We start from the raw sequence: 16,865 nt of genomic DNA on the forward strand, positions 1-16,865 counted from the left end.
GAACGCCATAGATCCAGTGTGGGAGCGAGCCTGCTCGCGATGGCTGCCTGACAGGCGCTAAAAAACCACCCCACTGCGACGCAATTGAGCAATCCGCTCAACACTAAACCCCAACTCCCCCAACACCTGATCCGTATGCGCGCCCAGCTCCGCGCCAATATGCCGAGGCTCGGGCAGTCCTTGTGAAAACTTCAACGGACAAGCCATCTGCGCTTGATTCGAACCATCACCACGGGGCACCTGTGTCACCAGTTCCCGAGCCTGCAACTGTGGATGCCTGATAGCTTCCTCCAGGCTCAACATAGGCTCGACGCAGGCATCAATCCCGGCGAACAAGCTGCAAAGTTCGGCGAAATCATGTTTCTCGAACGCGGCTTGCAGCTCCTGCTTGAGCATGCGCTGTTGCTCGGGCCGGGACGACAGTCCCTGGGCCGCCAGTTCCGGTCGCCCCAGGGCCACGCACAGCGCCTGCATGAAGGCCGGCTCCAGGCTGCCCACCGACATCCAGCGACCATCGCGGGTGCGGTAATAGTCATAGAAACTGCCACCGTTGAGCAGCTGGTTTTCCCAACCCGGCTCGATACCGCAGGCCAGATAACCGGCACCGGCCATGGCGTTCAGACTGAACACACAGTCGGTCATGCTCACATCCAGGTATTGGCCCTGCCCGGTCTGCTGGCGGGCGATCACCGCCGCCAACAGCCCGATCACGCCGTGCAGCGACCCACCGGCAATATCCGCCGCCTGGATGCCCAGCGGCAGTGGACCGCTGTCGGCACGGCCGGTGTGACTGGCCAGCCCGGCCAGGGCCAGGTAGTTGATGTCGTGCCCGGCGCGATCCTTGTAGGGCCCGGTCTGACCGTAGCCGGTGATCGACACGTAGATCAGCCGCGGATTGATTGCCCTCAAGGCCTCGTAACCCAGGCCCAGTCGCTCCATCACACCGGGGCGGAACTGTTCCAGCAGGATGTCGTAGTCCGCCAGCAATAGCTTGATCACCTCCAGCGCCTGCGGCTGCTTGAGGTCCAACGCGAGGCTGCGCTTGTTGCGGTTGAGGTAGGCATGGCTGGCGGAGACGCCCTGGTCATGGGGCGGCAATATCCGCAACAGGTCCGCACGGGTCGGCGACTCGATGCGCAACACCTCGGCGCCCATGTCCGCCAACAACAGCGAGGCGAACGGGCCTGGCAGCAGCGTCGAGAAGTCCAGAACCTTGAGCGATGCCAGTGGGCCTTGCATAGGCGATCTCCGATGGATGATGACTGAAGACTAGGCAGGGGTTGGCGGCGGGGCAATTACCGCAGGTGTCAGTCTGGATGACCATTGCGCTCAGCGTGAGAGCTCTGGTGGCGAGGGAGCCTTCTCGACTGAAGAGTTCTTCCAATAAAAAACCCGCCGAAGCGGGTTTCCTGTTGCAGGCTGAAGATTACTTCACAGCGCCTGGAGCAGAGGATTCAGCCGCGACAATCTGCGCCGCCGCGATCTGCTCGTCATCTTCACGGACGTCGGAGATACCACGACCACCGGAAGCCAGTTCGGTATGCAACTGGTCTTCGTCCAGCTCCTTGACCCACTTGGCAACCACGATCGTGGCAACGGCGTTGCCCACCAGGTTGGTCAGGGCGCGGGCTTCGGACATGAAGCGGTCGATACCCAGGATCAGTGCCAGGCCGGCCACCGGCAAGGTACCCACGGCCGACAGGGTGGCCGCCAGTACGATGAAGCCGCTACCGGTCACGCCAGCAGCACCTTTGGAGGACAGCAGCAGCACCAGCAGCAGGGTGATCTGGTGAGTCAGGTCCATCGGGGTGTCGGTGGCCTGGGCGATGAACACCGCGGCCATGGTCAGGTAGATCGACGTACCGTCGAGGTTGAACGAGTAGCCAGTCGGGATCACCAGGCCTACCACGGACTTCTTGGCACCCAGGCGCTCCATCTTGATCAGCATGCGTGGCAGGGCCGATTCCGACGAGGAAGTGCCCAGCACGATCAGCAGTTCTTCACGGATGTAGCGGATCAGCTTGACGACGCTGAAGCCATGGGCGCGGCAGATGGCACCCAGTACTACCAGCACGAACACCACGCAGGTGATGTAGAAGCAGATCATCAACTGGCCCAGTTGCACCAGCGAACCGACACCATAGGCGCCGATGGTGAACGCCATGGCACCGAAGGCACCGAGGGGAGCCAGCTTCATGATCATGTTGATGATGATGAACATCACGTGGGCGAAGCGATCGATGAAGTCCAGTACCGGCTTGCCGTAGGCACCCAGGCGATGCAGGGCGAAACCGAAGATCACCGAGAACATCAGCACTTGCAGGATATCGCCGTTGGCGAACGCGCCGACGATGGTGTTCGGGATCACGTTGAGGATAAAGGCAACGATGCTCTGGTCTTTACCGGCCGAGATGAAACCGGCGATCTTGCTGGTATCCAGGGTCGATACGTCAATGTGCATGCCGACGCCCGGTTGCACGACGTTGACCACGACCAGGCCGATCAGCAGGGCGATGGTGGAGACGATTTCGAAATACAGCAGCGCGTAGCCACCGGTCTTGCCGACCGACTTCATGTTCTGCATGCCCGCGATACCGCTGACGACGGTGCAGAAGATGATGGGAGCGATGACCATTTTGATCAGTTTGATGAACCCGTCACCAAACGGCTTGAGGGCAACACCGGTCTGAGGGTAGAAGTGGCCGAGCAAAATGCCGATGGCAATGGCTACGATCACCTGGAAATACAGGGATTTGTACAGTGGCTGACGAGTCGTCATGGCAAACCTTCCTCAAGAGTCCCGTGGGACGACATCCACCTGTCATCCACGGCACCTCAATTGCGAACCCTCCTGCACTGGAGGGATTTGTTTTTTGTCGGCTGCACGCGGCAGACCTGCGTGCTGTATCGCAAGGCTCGTGCCATTTTTCAGAAAAGCCCTACAAGCGTTATTGCAGAAGGGCCCTGGGTTTATTCATGGGTTAAACACAGGGCTCGAATGTGGCGGATTTCCGCCCACAGGATGTTTATCGTTCCGGGATTTGGCGGATATCCGCCTTGTCGAGCCCCAGTGCCCTGCTACCATCGCCCGCTTAACGGACGGACTTCTGCCATGCGCCAACGCACGATCGCCAGCCACTTCGCCCGCGCAGCCCTGGGTGGCGCACGTCGGCAAGGCTTCGACTATTTTCCTGTGCTGCAACAACTGGGCATCAGCCCTGAGCTGTTGGATGAACCGCGGGCGCGCATCGCGCCGGAGCAGTTCGCTCGCCTGTTGCAGGCGCTGTGGCTGGCATTGGGGGACGAATACCTGGGATTGGCCCGGGCTACGAGTAAACCCGGGACGTTTGCCATGATGTGTCACACGTTGATCCACTGCCGGACCCTGGGCAAGGCTCTTCAGCGCGGCCTGTTGTTCTACAGCCTGTTCCCCGATGCGCCGAGCCTGGCACTGCAGACCGAAGGAGAACGGGTGCGCCTGGTGCTGGACGACGCCACGCTGTGTGACCCGGATCATTTCCTGAGTGAAAGCCTGCTGGTGATCTGGCATCGCCTGGGCAGTTGGCTGATCGGCCAGCGGATCGGCCTGGAACAGGCGACCTTCGGTTACGCCAAGCCCGCCCACGGCGCCGAGTACGACTTGTTGTTCCCCTGTCCGTTGGTGTTCGGAGCACCACGCTGCAGCCTGTCGTTTCACCGTCGCTACCTGGACATGCCATTGCTGCAGGACGAACGGACCCTCAAGCATTTCCTCGAGCACTCCCCCGCCGACCTGCTATCGCGACCGGACGACGGCCATAGCCTGAGCAGCCAACTGCGCCGCTTGCTCAGCCGCGACGCTGCGCGTTGGCCCGATCTGGACACCGTCGCCGCTCACCTGCACATCAGCCCCCAGACCTTGCGCCGGCATCTGCGCGAGGAAGGCACCAGCTTCCAGGAGCTCAAGGATCAGTTGCGGCGGGATATCGCCATCTACCACCTGGGGCGTGCAGATCTGTCGTTGCAACAGATCGCCGAACAGTTGGGGTTCTCGGAGCCGTCGGCGTTTCACCGGGCATTCAAGAAGTGGACGGGGGTGACGCCGGGGGCTTATCGGGAACAGGAAAACTGATTCTTGATTGTTTTTTGTGGTGTGCTGACTGGCTTCATCGCGAGCAAGTTCGCTCCCACAGGGATTTTGTGCACGTCGAAAATCCAGTGTGGGAGCGAACTTGCTCGCGATGAGGCCAATGACAATCCCAAGGATTCCCGTCAGACCCCAGGGAAATGAATCCTGAAAGCCGCCCCGCCCAGCTCCGAGTCGCCCAGGGTCAACCTGGCGCCGTAGCTTTCGATGATGTCCTTGACCACCGCCAGGCCGATCCCCTGCCCCGGGTGCTGGCGATCCAGCCGTTCGCCACGCTGGAGAATCCGCGCGCGCTGATCCGCAGGCACGCCCGGGCCGTCATCCTCGACGCATAATTCAATGCCGCCGAGGGTCTGGTGCACGCTGACGCGCACTTGCCCCAGGCACAGTCGATAGGCGTTTTCCAGCAAGTTGCCGAGCATCTCCAGCAAGGCCCCCTGTTCGATCGGCACCTGGCAGTGCTCAGGCAAGTCGAAACTGACGTTGACTCGTTTATCGCGATAAACCTTGTCCAGCGTGTCGCACAGGCTTTGCAGCACCGGGCGCAAGCGCACCTGATGGCGCACCAGCCCGCTCTTGCGCAAGCTGGCGCGTTGCAACTGGTAGCCGATCTGTTGGCTCATGCGTTCGATCTGGGTTTGCAGCACCCAGGCCTGCCCGCGGTCCTCGGGGCGCCGGGCCATGTCTTCGCTGACGCCCTGCAACACCGCCAGTGGGGTTTTCAGGCTGTGGGCCAAGTCATCGAGGGAGTCGCGATAACGGCTGCGTTGTTCTCGTTCGCTGTACAACAGGCGGTTGAGGGAGCCGGTCAGGCGCAACAGTTCCCGAGGATGCTCGGTACTGAGGCTTTCCCGGGCCCCGCTTTCGATTTCGTCCAGTTCCTGACTCAAGCGCCGCAAGGCCCGCAGGCCCCAGGTCAGGCCGATCCACAACAAGGCCAGCAACACCGCCAAGGCAGCGCCAAAGCCCAGGTAGAGGTTGTCCCGCAACCCTTGCAGCGTCACCTCGTAGTCGCGCACCGGCTGCAGGGTGACGATGCTGAACGCCGCGCTCTGGCCGCCGAGCAGCTTGATCTCGACGTCATAGACAAAAAACTCCTGGCCATCGTTCTCGCGGATGCGCGCGAACTGGTTGCCCTGGCCGTCATAGCGCGGCGTGTAGTTGATGTTTTCTTCCCGGGTGGCCTTGGATCGCCAGACCAACCGCCCCTCGCGGTCGTAGATGTAGCCCAGCAGACGGGCATCGGCGAGGTTGAAGCGCTCATCGGGCAGCTGCGCCGGCATCTTCAGTTGCTTGTTTTCCACCCGGGCGGCGGAAATCAGCGTGGTCACGTCCGAAGCCAGGCGTTGTTCGATGGACTCCTGCAACGCCAGGCTGAATGCGCCTTGCATGGCCGGCAACAACGCTAGCATGAACAGCACCGCCAGGGTCATGGCCGCCAGCATCAAGCGCAGGCGTAGCGAACGAATCACTGGCAGCGCTCGTTGAACAGGTAACCCAGGCCGCGCACGGTATCGATCGGTTTGAATCCGGCCGGCGCTTCCAGTTTACGGCGCAGGCGCCCGACCAGCACTTCGATGACATTGGGATCGCGCTCGTCGTCATCGGGGTAGAGCTGCTCCATCAGGCGGTCCTTGGCGACCACCTGCTGGTGATGGCGCATCAGGTACTCGAGGATGCGGTATTCGTAGGCAGTCAACGCCAGCGGCTCCTCGCCAAGGGACGCTTGCTTGCGGTTGAGGTCCAGCACCAACGGACCGGCGACGATGGTCGACTGGGTAAAACCACTGGAGCGGCGCAACAGGGCGTTCAAGCGGGCCTCCAGCTCTTCGAACTGAAACGGCTTGACCACGTAGTCATCGGCCCCGGCGGCGAGGCCTTCGACCTTGTCCTGCCAATTGCCCCGGGCGGTAAGGATCAGGATCGGAAACGTCTTGTCCTGGGAACGCAGCCGGCGGATCAGTTCCAACCCGCTGATGCCCGGCAAGCCCAGGTCGATCACCGCCAGGTCATGGTTGAATTCCCGGACCTGATACAAGGCCTCCTCGGCATTGGCCACGGCCTGCACCACATGGCCGCTGTCGGTAAGACGGGTTTGCAGGTGATGACGCAACAACGCTTCGTCTTCGACGACCAGTAATTTCATGGAGCCTCTCCCCAGGCAAATCAAACAATCCAGCGCTGCGCACCTCAACGAAAGACGCCGGATCGTCTTGGGCCGATCCGGCGCGATACGCTCAGCATCGACCGCTTAGAACGTGTAGTTGGCGGACAGGTAAGTCTGGGCGCTGCTGGTCAGGTCCAGCGAGCCAACCTTGTCGCCACCGTGCGGGCTCATCTCGGTGCTGGCGTTGCTGCGCAGGTAACGGTAACCCAGTTCCACCGAGGTGTTTTGCGAAATTTGTTGCAGGACGCCCCCCTGCAAGCCCACCGCGTAGCCGATGTCGCTGTCACGGCTGAAGCCGGGCGAGTCCTGGGTCAGCTTGGTCAGGCCCGCCGTGCCACCGCCGAACAGCTTGGTGCTGCTAGTGACCGGATAAAACACATCGTAGCTGCCCAGCAGGTTTTCCTGACGCAGTTTGATGCCGTTGTGGGTCCCCGAGACGTTGTCGTAAGTGGCGTAGTAGCGACCCTGGTCGTTTTGCTTGCCCAGGCGGACGCCATACGTGGTGTCCTTGCCAATGACGCCGTCGGCGTTGGGGTTGTTCAGGGCGGTGTCCAAGGCGTCGGATTTCTTCACCTTGTCGCTGGTCTGCCCGAGGGTCAGGCTGGCGAAGTTGTCATCGGCGTGGGCCATGGCACTGGCACCCAACACGGTGAACGCCAGCAGCAGTTTTTTCATCGCAGTCATGGTCAAGCTCCTTTGAAGCGTGGGTGTTTTGTGAAGTCGCAGTCACCTTAACCAGCGTTCCCTGAACACCCCTTGAACGTTCTCTGAACCTGCGCTGAATGAATCGGCTAGAGTGTCCTGTCTCACCACTTTATTAAGGAGATCCATCATGCGCAGGCTGCTTGCTGTTGTACTTCTGGCCCTGAGCGGCGCGAGCCACGCTGCCATCCAGACCCAGGAGATCCCCTACACCAGCGCCGACGGCACGAAGCTGATCGGTTATTACGCTTATGACGACGCCGTCAAAGGCCCGCGCCCGGGTGTCGTGGTGGTGCATGAGTGGTGGGGCCTGAACGATTACGCCAAACGCCGCGCCCGTGACCTTGCCGGCCTGGGCTACAGTGCGCTGGCCATCGACATGTACGGCGACGGCAAGAATACCGAGCACCCCAAGGACGCCATGGCGTTCATGCAAGCGGCGCTCAAGGACGGAGCGGCGGCCAGTGCGCGATTCCAGGCCGGTCTCGACCTGTTGAAGAAACAACCCCAGACCGATCCGGACAAAATCGCCGCCATCGGTTATTGCTTCGGCGGCAAAGTGGTGCTGGACGCGGCGCGCCAGGGTGTACCGCTCAAGGGCGTGGTGAGTTTCCACGGCGCCCTGGTGACCAACACCCCGGCCACGCCTGGCAGCGTCAAGGCCAAGATTCTTGTCGAGCACGGCGCGTTGGACAGCATGGTCACCGAGGAGAACGTGACCGCGTTCAAGAGCGAGATGGATAAAGCCGGTGCTGACTATAAGTTCGTCAGCCTCAAGGGCGCCAAGCACGGCTTCAGCAACCCCGACGCCGACCGCCTGAGCCATGGTGAACATGGCGGGCCGGACATTGGTTACAACAAGGAAGCCGATGAGAAATCGTGGGCGGACATGCAAAAGTTCTTCAAGAAACTTTTTAACTGACGCAGACCTTGTGGCGAGGGGATAAATCCCTCGCCACAAAAGCTCGGCCCCACTACCCAGCCTCCCACCAACCCGGCAAAATGCCTGGTATGAACGCACTCCCCGCTCTGCCCGCCTGCTGCACGCCTCTGGATGAACACTGGCTCCTGCCCAATGCTCTGCCCGATACAGTACTGCTGAGCACCCGCTTCGATCCATCGCTGCTGAGCGGCAATGACTTTTTGCACAGTGCCATCGAACCACCCGCAAGCATCCAGCGTTCAGTAGCCAAGCGTCAGGCGGAGTTTCTCGCCGGACGTGTCTGTGCTCGGGCGGCCTTGCGGCAGCTGGACGGCCAGACCTGCGTGCCGGCCATCGGCGAGGACCGCGCCCCGGTATGGCCGGCCCATGTCAGCGGCTCGATCACCCACAGCGCGGGTCGGGCGGCGGCAATCGTCGCCAGCAAAAATCACTGGAGGGGGTTGGGCATGGACCTGGAAAACCTGCTCGACGCCGAACGTGCCGAGCGCCTGGCTGGCGAAATCCTCACCCCGCCCGAGCTGCTGCGCATGGCTACCCTCGCGCAAGATGAGCGGGCATTGCTGGTGACCCTGACTTTTTCAGTGAAGGAAAGCCTGTTCAAGGCGCTGTACCCGATCGTCGGGCAACGCTTTTATTTCGAGCATGCCGAGGTGCTGGAATGGACACGCAGCGGACGGGTGCGGCTGCGCTTGCTGACGAACCTATCACCCGAGTGGCGCCACGGCAGTGAATTGCAAGCGCAGTTTGGGGTGAAGGATGGGCAGTTGTTGAGTCTGGTAGGGATCAAGGCCTGAACTCTGTAGTGCCTGGAAGGGCCTCATCGCGAGCAAGCTCGCTCCCACAAAGGACCGCACTCCAATAGTGTGCGAGCTTGCTCGCGATGGGGCCGGCACAGCTGCCACACCTATCAAGACCTGTCCTGATGCCTCGGCCAACTCAAGCTGAAACAGGCCCCGCCCAGACTCTTGCTCTTGCCCACCAAAGCTCGGCCGTCATGCCAATGGATGATCCGTCGCACAATCGACAACCCCAGCCCATGGCCGCCGGAAGCACGGGCACGGCTGTCATCCAGGCGCAGGAACGGTTTGAACACCCGCTCCCACGCCGCCTCCGGCACGCCTGGCCCGTCGTCTTCGACGTCCACCCGACAGCGCAACTGGCCCACTTGGTAGCTGACAGTCACCCGCGAGCTGGCGTGGCGCATGGCATTGCTCACCAGGTTCTGCAGGGCACGATGCAGGAAACGTGGCTCGGCCTCGACCCAGGCGCCATCGCAATCGGCGGCGGACAGGCATAGACCGCGTTCGACCGTGACCCCGGCCCGCAGCGGTCCCAGCTCTTCGATCACCTGACTGACCAACGCATCCAGATCGAGCCGCTGGAAGTTCAGGGCCGGCGAACCCTGCTCCAGTCGCGCGTAAGTCAGCATCTCGTCCACCAGCCGGTCCAGATCCTCGATGTCGTGGTCCATACCCGCCAGGTATTTATCCCGAGCCTGTGGCGTGGTGGCGCTGCCGAGCATTTCCAGGCCAAAACGCAGGCGCGCCACCGGGGTGCGCAATTCGTGGGACACCGCACGCACCAGCTCACGCTGGATCGCCAACAATTGCTGCAAGTGCTCGGCCATGCCATTGAACGCCGCGGCCAGTCGTCCCACCGAGTCGGCACCCCGAGCCGGCACGCGGGTCTCCAGGCTGCCCTGGGCAATCAGGGTCGCAGCCGACTCCAGGCCACGCAGGCGCCGCTCCAACTGGCGGACCAACAGATAAACGATCAACCCGATCAGGCTCAACCCCAGCGCCGCGATCAACACCAACCATTGCGGCGGATAAGGGTTCATCTGGTACAGCGGGCCGATCTCCAGCACCCACGGCGTGCCGACCATGCCGGCGAACACCCGGATCGAGTCGCCGCCCTTGCCCAAGGCCATCACCGTGTCGCCCTCGGACACGCGACGGCGCTGGTCTTCGTCCATGTCCGCCTGTACGACGGTCATCAGTCGCAAGTCGAAACCGAAGCCTTTTTCCTCCTTGAGCTGCGCGAGCCGTGCGGGCTGCTCGCCCACCGGGTAGCGCACCAATTCGTCGGCCAGCAGGTAAATGGTCGCCCGGGCCAGCTGCTCACTGATCTGCTGGACTTCCCCCACCAGCATCAGCTGTTCGCCATCGCTGACCAGCCGATAGACCTTCGCCGCATGGGGTCCGGTCTGCTCCACCAAGGCCTGGCCACGCAGCACACGAGTGCGCTGGCCGAGGTCCAGATCGGTCTGGGCAAAGGTCTGCAGGGCCAGGGGAATGCCCAGCAGGCGCTCCCACACCGCCAACGCCCGCCGTCGTTCGGTGTCGTTCATCGGCCGCAGGTTGTCAGCCATCAAGGAAAACGTGCCATGGGCCAGGCGCTCACGGTATTGCTCGCTGCGCGTCTGGTTGAGCAGATGCAGGGCCAGCACCCCGAGCACCGCCACCAGCACCAGCGCCGCACACATGCCACCATAAATACGCAGGAAGATCGAGTTCACGGCGCCGGGTCTACGCAAGCTTCAGGAACGAACAGGTAGCCTTTGCTGCGGATGGTCTTGATCAGCCGCGGATGGTCCGGGTCGTCACCGATCTTGGGGCGGATGCGCGAAATGCGCACGTCGATGGAACGGTCCTGGCCGTCATAGCCGATGCCGCGCAGGGCGGTGAAGATCTCTTCCCGGGACAGGGTGCGCCCGGCATTGGCCACCAGCAGCCACAGCAGGTCGAATTCGGCACTGGTCAGCTCAATACCGTTGCCTTGCAGCCAGGCTTCGCGCAAGGCGTTGTCCACCACCAGCGGGCCGAATTGCAGGCGCCGCTGCCTCTGCGGCGCGGCCGGCTCCGGCTCGCTGCGCCGCAACAGGGCCTGGATGCGCGCCAATAGCAAACGCGGGCGCACCGGTTTACAGACGTAATCGTCAGCGCCCAGGTCCAGGCCCTGGATCTGATCGGTGTCGTCGGTACGGGCAGTGAGCATCAGGATCGGCCCGTCGAAATGCCCGCGCACCTTGCGGCAGATGCTCAGGCCGTCTTCGCCGGGCAGCATCAGGTCGAGAATCACCAGGTCCGGCTGCTCGGCGATGATTCGCGCCGCCGCCACCGCGCCATTGCCTTCGATGGCAACGCGCAGCCCATTGCTCTCAAGGTATTCACGGGTCAACTCGGCAAGACGCAGGTCATCCTCGACAATCAATACCTGCCAGGCTTCTTGTTCCACTGAGGGACCTCTTACGCTGAGTACCTGATAAGAAAGGCGTACCGCCCACATCACGGACAAAGTACGCCCCTGTGGGAGCGAGCTTGCTCGCGATGGCGGTGTGTCAGCCAGCACTCATGCTGCTGGTCGGGCTATCGGGAGCAAGCTCGCACCCAAGCACGGCCCTGCGCCATCCCCCATCTTTTTGTCATGTAAAAGGAGGATAAGGATGCCAACGCACCGGCCGATTGTATAAACGCCGGCCCCATAGAAAACAAGCAGACAAATGCATTCGGTCACGCGGGATTTGTGTGTTAACGTCCGCGCCCGCAAAAATCACCGGGCTGTTTTCGCATCGTCAAAACGATGAAAAAAAGCCCACTCCAGCTAGGTCGCGGCCTACAGAGCAATTCCACGTTTCGCACACAAATTACGCACAGGCTTATCCACAGGTAGTACGTTGCATTCACCCCCCAAAACGCATTATCTTGTAGCCCGCCGCGTAAAAAACCCTACATGTAGGGTTTTAGGCCAAAAACCAAACACAAGTTGGACAGAGAATTCAAGCGCTTTTCTTGCTTCTGTCCACCTGAAACAACGCATTTTTCCCAAGCCCAGACCGCCCCTGCGGATGGCAACTGTTTCAAGGTCGAAAGTGACCGAAACGGTACGGGTGTTGCAGTCCATTACTGCCACCCTGCAATCCGGTTTCGAGCCCCGGCTCGAAACCCAGAACTTCGGATGGAAGCGGCACTAAACGCCTGCTTCCTACTGTCCCGAAGTTGTTATGCCCGGCGCCAGTCGGTTGTAGTGCTTCAGGACGGAACGGTGGGCACCGTGATGGTGCCCAAACAAACATAAAGAACGTGGAGACACCCATGCACACCGACACAACTCGCGAGAACCCGCAGGGCACCGCGCCGCTGGCCGCCGATTCGAGCCCGGATCTGTCCGCCACCGCGCCGGGCCAACTGCGCGTGATCAAGCGTAACGGCACTGTCGTTCCTTACACCGATGACAAGATCACCGTCGCCATCACCAAAGCGTTCCTCGCAGTTGAAGGTGGCACCGCAGCCGCTTCGTCGCGAATCCACGACACCGTGGCCCGTCTGACCGAACAGGTCACCGCGACCTTCAAGCGTCGCATGCCATCGGGCGGCACCATCCACATCGAAGAGATCCAGGACCAGGTCGAACTGGCCCTGATGCGTGCAGGCGAGCAGAAAGTCGCCCGCGACTACGTGATCTACCGTGACTCCCGGGCCAAGGAGCGCGCCACCCGCACGCCTGCCGACGCGCCGGTACAAGCTCACCCATCGATCCGCATCGCCCGCGCCGACGGCAGCCTGGCGCCGCTGGACATGGGTCGCCTGAACACCATCGTCACCGAGGCCTGCGAAGGCCTGGAAGAAGTCGATGGCGACCTGATCCAGCGCGAAACCCTGAAGAACCTCTATGACGGCGTCGCCCTCAAGGACGTCAATACCGCGCTGGTGATGACCGCGCGGACCCTGGTGGAACGCGAGCCGAACTACTCCTTCGTGACCGCCCGCCTGCTGATGGACACCCTGCGTGCCGAAGGCCTGAGCTTCCTGGAAGTCGCCGAAAGCGCGACCCACCACGAAATGGTCGACCTGTACGCCAAGGCGCTGCCGGCCTACGTGGCCAAGGGTATCGAATACGAATTGCTGAACCCGGTGCTGGCCGAATTCGACCTGGAAAAACTCGGCAAGGCCATCAACCACGAGCGCGACCAGCAGTTCACCTACCTGGGCCTGCAAACCCTGTACGACCGCTACTTCATCCACAAGGATGGCGTGCGTTTCGAACTGCCGCAGATTTTCTTCATGCGCGTGGCCATGGGCCTGGCGATCGAAGAGAAACAGCGTGAAGACCGCGCCATCGAGTTCTACAACCTGCTGTCGTCCTTCGACTACATGGCCTCGACTCCAACCCTGTTCAACGCCGGCACCCTGCGTCCACAGCTGTCGAGCTGCTACCTGACCACCGTGCCGGACGATCTGTCGGGCATCTACGGCGCGATCCACGACAACGCCATGCTGTCGAAATTCGCCGGTGGCCTGGGCAACGACTGGACCCCGGTCCGCGCATTGGGCTCGTACATCAAGGGCACCAACGGCAAATCCCAGGGCGTCGTGCCGTTCCTCAAAGTGGTCAACGACACCGCAGTCGCGGTCAACCAGGGCGGCAAGCGCAAAGGCGCGGTCTGTGCCTACCTGGAAACCTGGCACATGGACATCGAAGAATTCATCGAGCTGCGCAAGAACACTGGTGATGACCGTCGTCGTACCCACGACATGAACACCGCCAACTGGATCCCTGACCTGTTCATGAAGCGCGTCTTCGATGACGGCAAGTGGACCCTGTTCTCGCCATCCGAAGTACCGGACCTGCACGACCTGACCGGCAAGGCTTTCGAAGAGCGCTACGAGTACTACGAAGCCCTGACCGAGTACAACAAGATCAAGCTGTTCAAAGTCGTCCAGGCCAAAGACCTGTGGCGCAAGATGCTCTCGATGCTGTTCGAAACCGGCCACCCATGGCTGACCTTCAAGGACCCATGCAACCTGCGTAGCCCGCAGCAGCACGTGGGCGTGGTCCACAGCTCGAACCTGTGCACCGAGATCACCCTGAACACCAACAAGGATGAGATCGCGGTCTGCAACCTGGGCTCGATCAACCTGCCGAACCACATCGTCGACGGCAAGCTGGACACCGCCAAGCTGCAACGCACCGTGAACACCGCCGTGCGCATGCTCGACAACGTGATCGACATCAACTACTACTCGGTGCCACAGGCGAAGAACTCCAACTTCAAGCACCGTCCGGTCGGCCTGGGCATCATGGGCTTCCAGGACGCGCTGTACCTGCAGCACATCCCGTACGGTTCGGACGCTGCCGTCGAGTTCGCCGACAAGTCCATGGAAGCGGTCAGCTACTACGCGATCCAGGCTTCCTGCGACCTGGCCGACGAGCGCGGCGCCTACGAGACGTTCCAGGGTTCGCTGTGGTCCAAAGGCATCCTGCCGCTGGATTCGCAACAGATCCTGATCGCCCAGCGTGGCCAGAAGTACATCGATGTTGACCTGAACGAATCCCTGGACTGGGCACCGGTTCGCGCCCGTGTGCAGAAAGGCATCCGTAACTCCAACATCATGGCCATCGCACCGACCGCGACCATCGCCAACATCACCGGCGTGTCGCAGTCGATCGAACCGACCTACCAGAACCTGTATGTGAAATCGAACCTGTCGGGCGAATTCACCGTGATCAACCCGTACCTGGTTCGCGACCTCAAGGCCCGCGGCCTGTGGGACTCGGTCATGATCAACGACCTGAAGTACTACGACGGTTCGGTGCAGCAGATCGAGCGCATCCCGCAAGAGCTCAAAGCGCTCTATGCCACCGCGTTCGAAGTGGACACCAAGTGGATCGTCGACGCCGCCAGCCGTCGCCAGAAGTGGATCGACCAGGCTCAGTCGCTGAACCTGTACATCGCCGGCGCCTCGGGCAAGAAGCTGGACGTGACCTACCGCATGGCCTGGTACCGTGGCCTGAAAACCACCTACTACCTCCGTGCCCTGGCTGCCACCAGCACCGAGAAGTCGACCATCAACACTGGCAAGCTGAACGCTGTTTCCAGCGGCGGCAACCACGGCGACGATTCGGTCCTGGCTGCCCCAGCCGGACCGGCGCCAGTGCCAAAGGCCTGTGCGATTGACGAGCCGGATTGCGAAGCTTGCCAATAAGCTGAGCGAGTGGGCGCTGCAAGGCGCCTGCTAAAAGGAACCCCCGATAGACCGCTGGTTTATCGGGGGTTTTCTTTTGTGTGGGGGATATGCCAGATACAAAAAAACGGCGAGGCCTGGATCGAGGGCCTCGCCGTTTATGTTTTTCTCACCGCAACATCCGCCGAAAATCGACAGGTGCCGCAGTGGCCAGATGACGCTTAGACCGGAAGGGTGAAAGAGTCGCCGTTGTTGGTGAAGAACGTCTCGATGGTGTTGCTTCCTGCGTACCAGTCCTTCAGGAAAACACCGGAGTCCAGGTTACCGCTCTGGTAATCGGCCGCGTTGAAAATGTAGGCACCTGCATCGGTCTTGATAACCTGCACATCGTTGAGACTCTGGATATTCTTCAACCTCACAGTATCGACACCTGTCGTCCCGGTGTCTTCAATGGCAACCATGGTTTTGGAGTTGACTATGTAGGCATCCCCACCTTCCCCGCCATAGGCATCGCCAGACGCATTCATATTGAAAGTATCAAAACCCGCGCCACCATGAAGTTCATAGGCATAACCGGTTCCCGTCAGAATGTCGTTGCCATCGCCGCCATAGGCAATACCGGAGGAGACAGTCAACGTATCACTGCCGGCCTCGCCGTAAAGCACACTGCCAGCGTCGTTGCCGCTGCTGGACATGGTGTCATTGCCATTGCCGCCATAAAGCGTATCGGCCTGGGCGCCAGTGGAAGGCGTCAATGCAAGGGTACTGATATCCGTAACGGTGCCACCATAGATAAAATCATCGCCATCGCCGCCATAGAGCAAGTCGTTACCCGCCCCGCCTTCCAGCTTGTTCGAGTAGGCATTGCCCGTCAGCGTGTCGTTGAATTGCGAGCCGATCAGATTATCAATATTGGCCAACACGTCGCCTTGCGCATCACCACCCGATGCGGTTCCCGCCAGCAGGTCGATCTGCACCGCATCGCTGCTGGTCAGGTACCAGGCACCGTCACCACGGCCCAAGCCATTGAGCGTGTCGGCACCTGCACCACCGATAAAGTTTTCCGCAGCGGCGGTACTGCCGGTGAAAGTATCGGCCTGGGCAGTTCCCTGGAAAATCTCAATGGAGGTGTAGCTATCACCTGCCGCGACTCCCGTCACCAAAGGCGCACTCAGATCCAGCGTGATGCCTGAGCTCTCATTGGCAAAGCTCAACAAGTCCAAGCCGGTGCCGCCGTTGAAGATGTTGGCGCCTGCATCACCAACAAAGACATCACTGAAGTTGGAACCAGTAATGGCTTCAATGCTGCTGTAGGTATCCCCTGCGGCGATGCCTGTGTGGATGCCGGTTTGGGTGTTGATGGTCAAACCCGCAGTGCTGTCAGCGTAGCTGACGGTATCGGTTCCCTCGCCACCGATGAGTTGGTCCGCGCCAGCGCCACCGAACAGGGTATCGTTACCCGCGCCGCCAATGATGACGTTGTCCGAGGCGTTGCCGCGACCGACGAAATTGCCTGTGCCGGTGAAGGTCAGGCGCTCCACCTCAGAGGCCAGGGTCACGTTCACCTGATTGGTACGTACCTCATCGTCACCGCCACCGGCAAACTCACGCACGAACTGGCTGGCGGTGCCATTGATGATGTACACGTCATTACCGCCACCACCATAGAACTCAGTGGTGTCCAGAGCCGTGGTGAACACGTCGTCGTAGTTCGAACCGGTGATCCTCTCCTCGACGCAGTACCAATTTCAATGAAGGCGCGACAATAGGCGCACTGACAGCGTTATGGGGTTTCAAACTGGTATCCGTCCCTTGGTTTTCGTGACATCCCTGTCGTCAATACAGACTCGATGACAGTCGTATGGAAACTTGACGCTCGTTGAGCGATTTGGACTGAAGCGCAAGTTCCGCACCAGCCAGCCGACAGACGGTAGTTACCGGTGAAGAATTTCACGCATAAAA

Annotated in this window: 12 protein-coding genes; 4 read left to right on the forward strand and 8 right to left on the reverse strand. The window is 61.0% G+C overall.

The window, feature by feature from the left end; genetic code table 11:
• Positions 1-57: 57 nt before the first annotated feature.
• Positions 58-1,239, reverse strand: a complete 1,182-nt coding sequence (locus SGN16_RS22240) for a CaiB/BaiF CoA-transferase family protein (RefSeq protein ID WP_339101805.1) — start codon at positions 1,237-1,239, stop codon at positions 58-60.
• Between the two features lie 187 nt (positions 1,240-1,426).
• The gene (locus tag SGN16_RS22245) at positions 1,427-2,779 is read right to left on the reverse strand and encodes a dicarboxylate/amino acid:cation symporter (RefSeq protein WP_210640122.1); all 1,353 of its coding nucleotides are present in this window, start codon (positions 2,777-2,779) and stop codon (positions 1,427-1,429) included.
• A gap of 333 nt (positions 2,780-3,112) precedes the next feature.
• Here SGN16_RS22245 and SGN16_RS22250 point away from each other — a divergent pair, with 333 nt between their 5' ends.
• The gene (locus SGN16_RS22250) at positions 3,113-4,111 is read left to right on the forward strand and encodes an AraC family transcriptional regulator (protein ID WP_210640124.1); all 999 of its coding nucleotides are present in this window, start codon (positions 3,113-3,115) and stop codon (positions 4,109-4,111) included.
• A 140-nt stretch (positions 4,112-4,251) separates the two neighbouring features.
• Here SGN16_RS22250 and SGN16_RS22255 read toward each other — a convergent pair whose 3' ends face one another.
• From SGN16_RS22255 to SGN16_RS22265, 3 genes are all read right to left on the reverse strand, one after another.
• Entirely contained in the window at positions 4,252-5,598 is a 1,347-nt protein-coding gene (locus SGN16_RS22255; protein WP_210640126.1) for an ATP-binding protein, read from the reverse strand.
• Positions 5,595-6,272, reverse strand: a complete 678-nt coding sequence (locus SGN16_RS22260; RefSeq protein WP_210640128.1) for a response regulator — start codon at positions 6,270-6,272, stop codon at positions 5,595-5,597. The genes SGN16_RS22255 and SGN16_RS22260 overlap by 4 nt, the downstream gene beginning before the upstream one ends.
• Positions 6,273-6,377: 105 nt before the next feature.
• The gene (locus tag SGN16_RS22265) at positions 6,378-6,977 is read right to left on the reverse strand and encodes a hypothetical protein (protein ID WP_210640129.1); all 600 of its coding nucleotides are present in this window, start codon (positions 6,975-6,977) and stop codon (positions 6,378-6,380) included.
• A 148-nt stretch (positions 6,978-7,125) separates the two neighbouring features.
• Between SGN16_RS22265 and SGN16_RS22270 the strand changes: the two genes are divergently transcribed.
• Together SGN16_RS22270 and SGN16_RS22275 are read left to right on the forward strand one after the other, a co-directional pair.
• The gene (locus SGN16_RS22270) at positions 7,126-7,917 is read left to right on the forward strand and encodes a dienelactone hydrolase family protein (RefSeq protein WP_210640132.1); all 792 of its coding nucleotides are present in this window, start codon (positions 7,126-7,128) and stop codon (positions 7,915-7,917) included.
• 89 nt (positions 7,918-8,006) lie between these two features.
• Entirely contained in the window at positions 8,007-8,732 is a 726-nt protein-coding gene (locus SGN16_RS22275; RefSeq protein ID WP_339101806.1) for a 4'-phosphopantetheinyl transferase, read from the forward strand.
• Positions 8,733-8,845: 113 nt separating this feature from the next.
• On the opposite strand, the gene SGN16_RS22280 is transcribed toward SGN16_RS22275, so the two are convergent.
• Positions 8,846-10,456, reverse strand: a complete 1,611-nt coding sequence (locus SGN16_RS22280; protein WP_339101807.1) for an ATP-binding protein — start codon at positions 10,454-10,456, stop codon at positions 8,846-8,848.
• A complete protein-coding gene (locus tag SGN16_RS22285) occupies positions 10,453-11,175 on the reverse strand; it encodes a response regulator (RefSeq protein WP_339101808.1) in 723 nt (240 codons plus the stop codon). Before SGN16_RS22285 ends, SGN16_RS22280 begins: the two co-directional genes overlap by 4 nt.
• 857 nt (positions 11,176-12,032) lie before the next feature.
• On the opposite strand from SGN16_RS22285, the gene SGN16_RS22290 reads away from it, so the two are divergent.
• The gene (locus SGN16_RS22290; protein ID WP_210640141.1) at positions 12,033-14,924 is read left to right on the forward strand and encodes a ribonucleoside-diphosphate reductase subunit alpha; all 2,892 of its coding nucleotides are present in this window, start codon (positions 12,033-12,035) and stop codon (positions 14,922-14,924) included.
• A 200-nt stretch (positions 14,925-15,124) separates the two neighbouring features.
• On the opposite strand, the gene SGN16_RS22295 is transcribed toward SGN16_RS22290, so the two are convergent.
• Positions 15,125-16,603, reverse strand: a complete 1,479-nt coding sequence (locus SGN16_RS22295) for a calcium-binding protein (protein WP_339101809.1) — start codon at positions 16,601-16,603, stop codon at positions 15,125-15,127.
• Positions 16,604-16,865: the final 262 nt, after the last annotated feature.

The sequence above is a fragment of the Pseudomonas sp. G166 genome (assembly GCF_037027455.2).
In the GTDB taxonomy this organism is placed as follows: Bacteria; Pseudomonadota; Gammaproteobacteria; order Pseudomonadales; family Pseudomonadaceae; genus Aquipseudomonas.

Excerpts from the sequence above, each read along its gene's own strand:
- SGN16_RS22240 (WP_339101805.1), bottom strand. The coding sequence starts at position 1,239 with ATGCAAGGCCCACTGGCATCGCTCAAGGTTCTGGACTTCTCGACGCTG.
- SGN16_RS22245 (WP_210640122.1), bottom strand. The coding sequence starts at position 2,779 with ATGACGACTCGTCAGCCACTGTACAAATCCCTGTATTTCCAGGTGATC.
- SGN16_RS22250 (WP_210640124.1), top strand. The coding sequence starts at position 3,113 with ATGCGCCAACGCACGATCGCCAGCCACTTCGCCCGCGCAGCCCTGGGT.
- SGN16_RS22260 (WP_210640128.1), bottom strand. The coding sequence starts at position 6,272 with ATGAAATTACTGGTCGTCGAAGACGAAGCGTTGTTGCGTCATCACCTG.
- SGN16_RS22265 (WP_210640129.1), bottom strand. The coding sequence starts at position 6,977 with ATGACTGCGATGAAAAAACTGCTGCTGGCGTTCACCGTGTTGGGTGCC.
- SGN16_RS22270 (WP_210640132.1), top strand. The coding sequence starts at position 7,126 with ATGCGCAGGCTGCTTGCTGTTGTACTTCTGGCCCTGAGCGGCGCGAGC.
- SGN16_RS22275 (WP_339101806.1), top strand. The coding sequence starts at position 8,007 with ATGAACGCACTCCCCGCTCTGCCCGCCTGCTGCACGCCTCTGGATGAA.
- SGN16_RS22290 (WP_210640141.1), top strand. The coding sequence starts at position 12,033 with ATGCACACCGACACAACTCGCGAGAACCCGCAGGGCACCGCGCCGCTG.